Here is a 9976-nt window from a genome sequence, read left to right on the forward strand (position 1 = left end):
GAATGATAGGTTGAAAGTCATTGAATACCGCAGCATAGCTTTGATTTTCAAACGCATAGCCCTGTTTCAAATCGGTAGGAATCTCCAAGCCTACCTGAGTGATAGAATCTAATTGAGCTTGTAATTCGATTTTGTCTTGTTTTAATTTTTTATTTTGTTCAGAAGCTTGTCGAAATTTTGCAATGGCGGTTTTTACTAATGTCACAGTATCCACAACTTTTGCACTTTGTTTACAACTTGGGCAAGGGACTGTTTTACCTAAATATTGGTTGTTGACTTCTTTGAGAAATTGACAATGAGGACAGCGTAATATAGCCATATTTATTATATTTTAATGATAAAAGCCGAAGTATAGCAAACCTGAGTCATTTTTTGGATAGGCTGTTATTTTTTACGCTTGGCTTTATGATGTTGCTTGAATCAGCAGAATTTGCAGGTTTTTTGGATTAACAGGTTTAGATTTTAGGTAAACTTAAATAAGGTTGAACAATCACATCCAGAACATCCTTTAATCTGGTAAATCATAATTCAGACTTGTATTAGCAAAAATCCGTGTCATCTTAGCTCGCTACCAAATTTTATTTGAATGCCTGTCCGTCAATGCTTGATGTATTACTCTCAAAGCAGAGTTTCTTAAACATACACTACCAAGCTGAGCTATCTTTCAGACGAATTTCCGCTTCTTCTCAAAGCAAGCTGTAGCAATTTAGAAAGGTTTTGACGCGCTTCCGAATAAGTAAATACTTTCATTTATACCACTCCAATTATTTTAATACCAAGCTTTTCAGCAACTTGCTTCATACCTGAAATTAATTGCACAATCCAACCTTTATCAGGCGCATCTAACGCAATCACTAACGTACAACAAGTTTTCTGTATTCTCAAATACTCTTGAAAAATACCTGCTTGATAAACTTGAGTTGAATAAAAAAACCTTTGTAGCCAATCCAACAAATTGTATGTTTGTTATTTTCCTTACCTATTCCGAGTAAAATACTTATACTTGAAAATCAATCAATTAACTATCAAACTCAAGCTGGCACGCTTATTGTGAATACAGCTACTAGAACCCGAATTTACCTATGAACTTACGAGTTCATGTAGTAATGACAAAAGCGAAGTTCAACATCAATAGCCGTTATCCACAGATTAGTGGTGCGGAAGGAGAGTACTTATGAGCCAGACAGTTGAAAACATCAAACCCAGTTATCCTTTATTTCGCGATGACGACTACAAAGAGAGTTTAGCGAAGAAAAAGGAACTATACGAAGAAGCCCATTCATCTGAAAAAATTCAGGAAATGTTCGATTGGTCTACTTCCCAAGAATACAAAGAACTTAACTTCCAACGTGAAGCATTAACTGTTAACCCTGCTAAAGCATGTCAACCTCTTGGTGCAGTATTATGTGCTTTAGGTTTTGAGAAAACATTACCTTATGTTCATGGTTCTCAAGGCTGTGTGGCTTATTTCCGTACTTACTTCAACCGTCATTTTAAAGAACCCGTTGCCTGTGTATCTGACTCTATGACTGAAGATGCTGCGGTATTTGGTGGTCAAAAAAATATGATGGATGGTTTAGAAAATGCGAAGGCTTTATATAAACCAGACGTAATCGCCGTTTCTACAACCTGTATGGCAGAGGTTATCGGTGATGACTTAAATGCATTTATTGGTAACTCCAAAAAAGCAGGTCATATTGAACAAGAATTCCCTGTGCCATTCGCACATACTCCTAGCTTTGTTGGTAGTCATACAACAGGTTGGGATAACATGTTTGAAGGGTTCATGCGTTATTTCACCTTGAACTACATGGAAGACAAAGAAGTTGGTAAAAATGGAAAAATCAACATCGTTCCGGGTTTCGAAACATACTTAGGTAACTATCGTGTGATTCATCGCATGTTAGACGAAATGAAAGTTGAGCACACCATGTTATGTGACCCAACTGAAGTTTTAGATACACCTGCTGATGGCGAATTCCGTATGTATGCGGGCGGCACAACGCAAGACGAAATTAAAGACGCGCCTAACGCTGTTGAAACATTCATGTTACAACCTTGGCATTTAACCAAGAGTACTAAATTTGCTAAATTAACGTGGAAACACACTGTTCCTGCATTAAACATTCCTATGGGTTTAGAGTGGACTGACGAATGGTTAATGAAAGTCGCTGAAGTAACTGGCAAAGAAATCCCTGAATCTTTACGTGTTGAACGTGGCCGTTTAGTGGATATGATGACTGACTCACATACTTGGTTACATGGTAAAAAATTCGCGATTTGGGGTGATCCTGATTTCGTAATGGGTGTTGCTAAATTCTTGTTAGAAGTCGGTGCAGAACCTACACATGTTTTATGTAATAACGCTAACAAACGTTGGGCGAAAAACATGCGTAAAATATTGGACGAAAGCGCAGTTGCTGCAGATTGTGAAGTCCATGTTAGTAAAGATTTATGGCACATGCGTTCATTAGTGTTCACTAACAAACCTGACTTCATGATTGGTAACAGTTACGGTAAATTTATCCAACGTGATACTTTGCATAAAGGTAAAGAATTTGAAGTGCCATTGATTCGCCTTGGCTTCCCAATTTTCGACCGTCATCATTTACACCGTATGACTACAATGGGTTATGAAGGCTCAATGTACATGTTAACTACGATTGTGAATGCAGTATTAGAACGTCTTGACGAAGAAACACGTGGCATGGGTACAACTGACTATAACTACGATTTAGTGCGGTAGTTTTTAGCTCAACTCCACACTGGGATGCAAGGCTTATTTTATAAATTTGCATCCCTTTATCGCTTGGTTAGCAAGCCATTTTAAGGAGTATGTATTATGCCTACTGTGATGTTGAGATATAATGATTCTGGTGGACTCGATTTCTATGTCCCTAAAAAAGACTTAGAAGAAAGTATCGTTTCGATGGAATTCAACACTGATGAAAAATGGGGCGGTGAAGTGGAATTAGGAGACGGCTCAAAATATTATCTTGAACCCGCTCCAAAACCAAACCTTCCTCAAACCATGCGTGCCAAACGCTTATAGAGGAGCTTATCATGAGTGCTGCACCAATTTCTCGGGAAGTAGCATTGCGTATTGGTTTAGCCGCTCGTGCATTACCCGACACTGAACCCAAACGCTTAGTTGCGGTTTTAATTGAACAAATCGGACACCCTCTCACAGAAGCCAAATTAGAAAAACTTAAACTCAAAGATTTAAAGCAAGCAGCAGAAGGCGAATTTCAGGACCTGCCACAAGAGGCGTTAAAAGCCGCGTTAGAATGTTTGCAAGGTCAGCATGGAACTGATTCTGATACCAGCTTACCTGCAGTACAACCCTATCAAGATGGCGATATGCCTGAATCCATCCGTGTTGCTTGTGCATCCAATAACAGCAACGTATTAGATGGACATTTTGGTTCTTGCGCACGATTTCTTATTTATCAAGTCTCTAAAGATGAAACCCGTTTAGTCGCGATTCGTTCAACTCAAGGCGATAAAGAGGCCGATGATAAAAATGCGTTTCGTGCTGAACTGATTAACGATTGTCATGTTTTATACATCATGTCTATCGGTGGGCCTGCTGCGGCAAAAGTGGTAAAAAATGGCTTACATCCGATTAAACAACCTCAAGGTGGAGATGCCACCGAGATTATTGACAATTTGAAACAAGTGCTAAACAGCTCGCCGCCACCTTGGTTAGCCAAAGTCATGGGTGTTAGCGCAGAAAATCGGGCGCGTTTTAGTATGGAAGAAGATGCGTCATGACTCCAGAATTAGTCCAAACTATAGCAAATGAAGTAGAGAAAAGTGAATTAAATGACGGTTTGATCGCTGAGTTACGCAAAACCTATCCAAAAATTCATTTTACTTACTGCATGGATGATGATGTCACCAACCCATATCCAGTATTAGAATGCAATGGATTTAATGTGTATTTAGTCGGTGGTGATGGACACTGTTTAGCTTTAACAAAAAATTATGAAATCGCAAGTGGATTAGTGCTTGCTGAAGTCGTTGAAGAATAACCAAGAGCTGGCAGCCTTAGAGTTGTATATCATTCAAAAATACTTAGAATTGTCAGTTCTGATAAAGCATTAGGAGAAACAATCATGGCTCAAGTCGGATTATTTTTTGGTACAGATACAGGTACAACCCGTAAAATTGCCAAAATGATGAAAAAATATTTTGATGATAGTGTTATCGAAATTATGAATGTGTCAAAAGAAGGTAGTAAAGATGCGTTTATGGGTTATGATAAAATCATCTTTGGTATGCCGACTTTAGGCGACGGCGAATTAGAAAACAGTGTTAAAGATTTCCTTGATGAATTAGAAGGCGAAGATTTAGCAGGCAAAACCATTGCATTATATGGCTTAGGCGATCAAGAAGGCTATGGCCATGAATTTTTAGACGGCATGGCAATTATTTATGATTCGTTTGACGGCATGGGTGCTGAATTAATTGGTCGTTGGCCTACAGAAGGTTATGATTTCCAAGAATCACAAGCACTTGATGATGGTGAATTCATCTGCTTGGCGATTGACAATGATAACCAATCTGCGATGAATAAAGAGCGGGTTGAAGCATGGTTAGAAACTGTTCGTGGTGGTTTAGGTATTTAACCCCAACCTCTACGATTCCTCTTATTGCAGATAACACAAGAGTGCAGAACGTGCTTTTTCAGTCGCGCTCTTGTGCTGTGGTCTCAAATTATGGTCATAAATTCACGTATGTCGCAACCCCCAGAAACGCCTCTAGCTCCAGAAATGGATTGCAGTGACTGTCCTCATCAACCGCGCTTACGTGCAAAACGTTGTCACCCTGATGATGCTTGCATTCAGGTTAAAAGTGGACGACGTATTGACCGATTTTTACGCAATAATCCAGACCTAGCCCGCCATTATAAAAACGATGATTTTTGGGAAACCCGTGCCATTGCAGCCCGTTACATCACCCAAGCTGAACTATATGATTTAATCAATGATCCTGACGAAACTGTGCGTCGCGTAGTTGCATCACGTTTACCGCCAGAAGAATTAAATCCCCTGCTCCAAGACCCAGACCGTGAAGTCCGCATCACCGTTGCAGATCGTTTGCCTCCTAATCGCGTTGAGGCATTGGTGCAAGATGAGGATTACATGGTACGCACTTTAGTCGCACGACGAATGCCAAAAGGGCGTTTGTTTCGGATGATTTATGACAAAGATGATTTAGTCCGCAAAGCCGTTGCTGAACGATTACCAGAACCCAGTTTGCCCTTAATGGCTGATGATCCTGAAGTGGAAATTCGGCGTTCAATTGTGCAGCGTTTGCCAGAAGATGCTTTGTATTTGATGATTCAAGATAAAGATTGGGTGGTGCGTTATTATGTCGCAGAACGTGTCCCAGAAGACTTGTTGCCACAATTATTAGAAGATGAGGAAGAAGATGTGAGAGAAATGGCGAAGTCGAGATTGCAAAAAGAGACATAGTCTTTAGATACGATAAATATTGCCTGTTTCTTTTTCTTGTAGCCAGTAAGTTAAAAACTGTTCATATACAAATTCATAACCATTGATTTCAGATGCTTTTTGTATGGACTCTATAAGTTCTGCTCTGCTTTGTATTTTTAGACATAAATCTTTGACCATTAAACTAATATTTTCTAGTTTTTCTGCAATTTCTTCATGTCTATTGAAAAGTAATTCGCAAGTGATTTTACCACAATCTGTTTTTGGTATAAATTCATAGAATTCTGGATTAAATTCAAAATGTTCAGATGGGTTGTCAAATGTAGGGTCTATGAGTCTATCCTGTTCAGAAAGAGATAAGATTGTTTGCTTATCATAAACGAGGTCATAGTCTTGAATATCATTTTGCAAGATGTTTTCAATAATTTTTTGCTCTTTTAAACTTTCAGGCATAAAATTAGATTTTGTATGATTACAGCAATGACAAGCAGGCAATAAGTTTTCCCAACAATAGGCAAGATATTTAGATTCTGGGGATGCTTTAGGTAAAAAATGATCAACTTCTAAGGTTTTATTGCTTAGTTTTACACCACAATATACACAAGTATTATTTGACATTTCTAGTAGTTTTTTTCTAATGTCAGAAATTTTTCCATCACTCTGACAGCTTGTATTCCAGCGTGGTCTTACATTTCCAGCGGAATCGTATAAAGCTTTGTAAAATTTAAGTTTTTTATTTTGAGTTGCTGGGATATCATTATTTAAGCAATCGGGTGGCGATAAACGTTTTATGGCTTTCATGATTTATAGCAAACTTTTTAAAGAATCAAGAGAACGGCGACGTGGGTCTGTTGGTGGCAAACTGGGGATGATTTGTTGATATAAGGTTTCAGCGTCTTGCTTTAAGTTTTCATCTTTGCTCGCAACATAGTCTTTAACTTTAGTGCTAAAAGATTTCAGCAAGTCTATTAGATTTTCTGTATCTTCAGGCTTTGTAACAGTTTGCAGCTCAATGTGAAACGCATGAGTAAGTAAATCAGCAAGATACCACTCTTTAGGGTTGCCTAATTTTCTTGCTGTCACATTATTTTCTTCACGTATTAACTCATAGGCCTCGTCTTGTTCCGTTGTTGAGACAATAACAGGTGAATGTGTAGCAATATAAAAAGTGGTTTTTGGGAAAAATTCTTTTAATAATGGAATTATGTGATGCTGCCATTTTGGATGCAAATGAGATTCTATTTCATCTATAAAAACAATCCCTTCTACTTGCTTTAAGTCCATCTCATTAATTGTCCAAGCTCCATAACCTGCAATAATTTCTTGAAAGATTTTGATTATCGAAATGAAACCCGTAGGCAATTTGTCTAGTGGAATATTTCCAATAAGTAGCTTTCCATCTGAAAATTCCACGTTTAAAACTGTGTTGTTCCCATCTTTCCATATAAGTTTCCATTTAGATTCTAACCGTTCGATTAATTCAAACAAGGTTATAACCTCAAAGTGTCTATGGTCTACATTTATAGCAAATGCTGGGTTAATAATTAATCGAGAAGAAATCCATTTGACAATATTCTTATTATCAAAGCTTATTCCATTTATTGCATTAATTGTCTGAGAAAAAAACTCGATAAAGCGTTCTGAAGAATCTCCTACGACTGAAATTTCATTTTTATCTAAATTTTCAGTATACCCTCTATTTCTAGCACTAATAAATACAACAGGTTTATTAATAGATATTGGAGAAGATTGATTATATCTAGACTCGGCTAATTTCTGGACTGAAACTAACAATTTTGAGGTTGAAGCCAAAACTTGTTTATCATTTATTTGTATATTTGCTGCTAACTCAAAAGCAGTATCTTTGAATTTTGATAAAAGTATACTTTCTCTGCTCAATATTCCTGCAAATTTTAAATCTTTATTATTTTTCCTCTCCTTTGATAGAAAAACTGAATGACAAAACAAAATAGCCTTCGCTAAATTCTCTAATAAGTTCGTTTTACCTGAACCATTTTCACCAATAAAACAATATACCTGCTTATCTTTTTCAAGCTCAATATTGAAATTTAGATTAGCATTGGTATGTTCAGCAATAAAGCTATGTATCATGTCTATCTCTCATTAAAATGTATTAACATCGCAAATAAGCAGAAATGTTTAGAAAATATCAAAATCATAGTATTTACTTATTTTATAAACTAGCCAGACAACAAACGCTTATGTGTATGAATACCCATCAATAGGCCAAAGCTTGCCATCATAGTCACAAGCGATGTACCGCCATAACTGATTAAAGGTAAAGGCACACCCACAACAGGTAAAAAACCTGAAACCATGCCCATATTAACAAAAATATACACAAAGAAAGTTAAAGACAAACTACCGCCTAACAATCTCGAAAACGTGCCCTGTGCCTGAATGGCAATAAACATTCCCCGAGTCAAAACAAAAGTATACAAACCCAACAATACTAAAACCCCAATTAAACCAAACTCTTCACTATATACAGCAAAAATAAAATCCGTGGAACGTTCGGGTAAAAACTCTAAATGTGATTGCGTACCATTCAGCCAACCTTTGCCATATAAACCGCCTGAACCGATAGCAATTTTAGATTGTACGATGTGATAACCCGTTGTTAATGACTTACCTTCTGGGTTTAATAACGTTAGAATGCGCTCTTTTTGATAACTATGTAAAAACTGCCATAAAGTCCAACCTAAAAAGGGTGAGGCGGCAATCGCACTGACAATTAATTTCCAACTCAAACCCGCTAAAAACAAAACAAAAATGCCCGATGATGCAACCAGTAATGATGTACCTAAATCAGGCTGTTTCGCAATCACCAATGCAGGTATCATAATAATGGCTAACACAACACCAATTAAAGAATAAGACGGTGGCAAACGCTTATCAGCCACGTACCATGCAACCATAAGCGGAACAGCTAACTTCATAATTTCAGAAGGTTGGAAACGAAATAAGCCTAAATTAATCCAGCGTTGTGAGCCATTAACCGTGTCACCAATCAACAGCACGGCGACCAATAAAACCAAGCCTATTAAATATATCCAAGGTATCCAAGGTAATAAATTTTCAGTGCGGATTTGTGCCAACACCAGCAGTATGCTAAAACCTACGGCAAATCGAATTCCTTGTTTAATCACTATTGTCATGTCTTGGCCGCCAGCACTGTATAGCACAACGAGACCCAAGGCCGCCAATATCAATAAGGCCAGAAATAACGACTTATCTAAATGTAAAAAATGATTGCTTGACCAAGTTACTCGCATTATTTGTACTCTATTAATCCACGTCGTTTACCTTGCCAACGCAAGTAGTAATAACTTAATTGTCCCACTGTAATCGGGATTTGCTGAAAATGGGAATGGATACCATATAAAAATAAGCTTAAACCATTTGGTGATTTCCAACGGCATTTCCATGCGCTGCGAATACTGATGGCGGCAAAAAATCCAAGACTGAATAATAACGGCCAGATTGAGCTTAAAACCAGACTGCCAAACAAACCCAATAACGCAACCAATAATAAGACCGCAGAATGAATGAGATTGCGTTTGGCATCTCGTTGCCATAAAGGTGTCTCTGTATTTTTGAGTAAATTGGATATTTCAGCATAAGCATGACCTGCTCGTACTGCTCTGCGCCAATATTGTGACCAGCGTGTAATCGCTAAATCATGTAAGGTCATGGCTTGGTCAATATGCAAAATTTCATAGCCTTTTGTACGAATGCGTTGACACATTTCAGGCTCTTCACCCGCAATAAGCTGAGGATTATAGCCGTTGACTTCGACTAATACATTACGCTGCATTACCGCATCACCACCACAAAATTCCGATAAGCCCGCAGGATAAACCCAATCTAAATCTAAGATACGTTGATAAAGCGATTGCTCTGGATACAGTTCACGCCGATGTCCCCATACTATCGCGGTTTTAGGGTTTGCGTCGAATTGCTGTAATGCGACTGAGACAAAATCAGGATTCAAAATGGTGTCGCCATCTAAAAACAACACGTAAGGTGCTTGGGCTGCCTTCCAACCTGCATTACGTCCAATGGCAGCGGCGGGGCGTTCTGGATGTACCACTAAGACTTTAGCGCCTAAGGCTTTGGCTTGCTCAGGGCTATCATCAGTTGAATCAGAGTCGACGTAAATGATTTCAATGTTGTCACGGTTAAAATCAGGTATCGCTTGTACTGAACGAATACAGCGCACTAAACGTTCACCTTCGTTGCGTCCAATAATGACTACGGATAGTTTTAACAAGCTTTCATACCTTTTTTGTCATAAGTAGTATGCTTGTATATTAAGCTGAATTGCGAAAAAATTAAATAACAGGTGGCTGAAATTTCTCATTTTGCTGTTCAGGGCGACAAATTCTTAAATGGTTCATCATCCTATAGTAAATTTCTTGTTATGGGACTGGCAGTCCTGAAATTTTTTAAATATTAATTACTTATTAAAAATAAGGACTGCCAGTCCTGTATCA

The 9976-nt window shown here is 38.0% G+C and carries 12 protein-coding genes; 6 read left to right on the forward strand and 6 right to left on the reverse strand.

Annotated elements, in window-relative coordinates:
• Together ABXH34_RS15320 and ABXH34_RS15325 are read right to left on the reverse strand one after the other, a co-directional pair.
• On the reverse strand, nucleotides 1-319 hold a 319-nt coding region (locus ABXH34_RS15320), incomplete at its 3' end, for a hypothetical protein (protein WP_353572758.1).
• A 431-nt stretch (nucleotides 320-750) separates the two neighbouring features.
• A complete protein-coding gene (locus ABXH34_RS15325; protein ID WP_353572759.1) occupies nucleotides 751-951 on the reverse strand; it encodes a hypothetical protein in 201 nt (66 codons plus the stop codon).
• 223 nt (nucleotides 952-1174) lie between these two features.
• Here ABXH34_RS15325 and nifK point away from each other — a divergent pair, with 223 nt between their 5' ends.
• From nifK to ABXH34_RS15355, 6 genes are all read left to right on the forward strand, one after another.
• Nucleotides 1175-2746, forward strand: a complete 1572-nt coding sequence (gene nifK, locus ABXH34_RS15330; protein WP_353572760.1) for a nitrogenase molybdenum-iron protein subunit beta — start codon at nucleotides 1175-1177, stop codon at nucleotides 2744-2746.
• A gap of 96 nt (nucleotides 2747-2842) precedes the next feature.
• Nucleotides 2843-3052, forward strand: coding sequence for a putative nitrogen fixation protein NifT (nifT, locus tag ABXH34_RS15335; RefSeq protein WP_353572761.1), 210 nt, complete (start codon nucleotides 2843-2845; stop codon nucleotides 3050-3052).
• A gap of 11 nt (nucleotides 3053-3063) precedes the next feature.
• Nucleotides 3064-3774: a nitrogen fixation protein NifX gene (gene nifX / locus ABXH34_RS15340; RefSeq protein ID WP_353572762.1), complete on the forward strand. Its 711-nt coding sequence runs from the start codon at nucleotides 3064-3066 to the stop codon at nucleotides 3772-3774.
• Nucleotides 3771-4034 (forward strand): DUF6129 family protein, encoded by a 264-nt coding sequence (locus ABXH34_RS15345; RefSeq protein WP_353572763.1) that lies wholly within the window; start codon nucleotides 3771-3773, stop codon nucleotides 4032-4034. The genes nifX and ABXH34_RS15345 overlap by 4 nt, the downstream gene beginning before the upstream one ends.
• An 84-nt stretch (nucleotides 4035-4118) precedes the next feature.
• Nucleotides 4119-4631, forward strand: a complete 513-nt coding sequence (locus ABXH34_RS15350; RefSeq protein ID WP_353572764.1) for a flavodoxin — start codon at nucleotides 4119-4121, stop codon at nucleotides 4629-4631.
• A gap of 108 nt (nucleotides 4632-4739) precedes the next feature.
• A complete protein-coding gene (locus ABXH34_RS15355) occupies nucleotides 4740-5480 on the forward strand; it encodes a 4Fe4S-binding leucine-rich repeat protein (RefSeq protein WP_353572765.1) in 741 nt (246 codons plus the stop codon).
• Nucleotides 5481-5483: 3 nt separating this feature from the next.
• On the opposite strand, the gene ABXH34_RS15360 is transcribed toward ABXH34_RS15355, so the two are convergent.
• The 4 genes from ABXH34_RS15360 to ABXH34_RS15375 all read right to left on the reverse strand — a co-directional run bounded on the left by ABXH34_RS15360 (nucleotide 5484) and on the right by ABXH34_RS15375 (nucleotide 9753).
• On the reverse strand, nucleotides 5484-6260 hold the full coding sequence (locus ABXH34_RS15360; protein WP_353572766.1) for an HNH endonuclease: 777 nt from the start codon (nucleotides 6258-6260) through the stop codon (nucleotides 5484-5486).
• A 3-nt stretch (nucleotides 6261-6263) separates the two neighbouring features.
• Nucleotides 6264-7571: an AAA family ATPase gene (locus tag ABXH34_RS15365; RefSeq protein ID WP_353572767.1), complete on the reverse strand. Its 1308-nt coding sequence runs from the start codon at nucleotides 7569-7571 to the stop codon at nucleotides 6264-6266.
• Nucleotides 7572-7660: 89 nt separating this feature from the next.
• Nucleotides 7661-8755 carry a rod shape-determining protein RodA gene (gene rodA / locus ABXH34_RS15370; protein WP_353572768.1) on the reverse strand — a complete coding sequence of 365 codons (1095 nt, stop codon included), beginning with the start codon at nucleotides 8753-8755 and terminating at the stop codon, nucleotides 7661-7663.
• Nucleotides 8755-9753: a glycosyltransferase family 2 protein gene (locus ABXH34_RS15375; RefSeq protein ID WP_353572769.1), complete on the reverse strand. Its 999-nt coding sequence runs from the start codon at nucleotides 9751-9753 to the stop codon at nucleotides 8755-8757. The genes rodA and ABXH34_RS15375 overlap by 1 nt, the downstream gene beginning before the upstream one ends.
• Between the last annotated feature and the right edge of the window lie 223 nt (nucleotides 9754-9976).

The sequence above is a fragment of the Candidatus Albibeggiatoa sp. nov. BB20 genome (assembly GCA_016744725.1).
In the GTDB taxonomy this organism is placed as follows: domain Bacteria; phylum Pseudomonadota; class Gammaproteobacteria; order Beggiatoales; family Beggiatoaceae; genus Albibeggiatoa.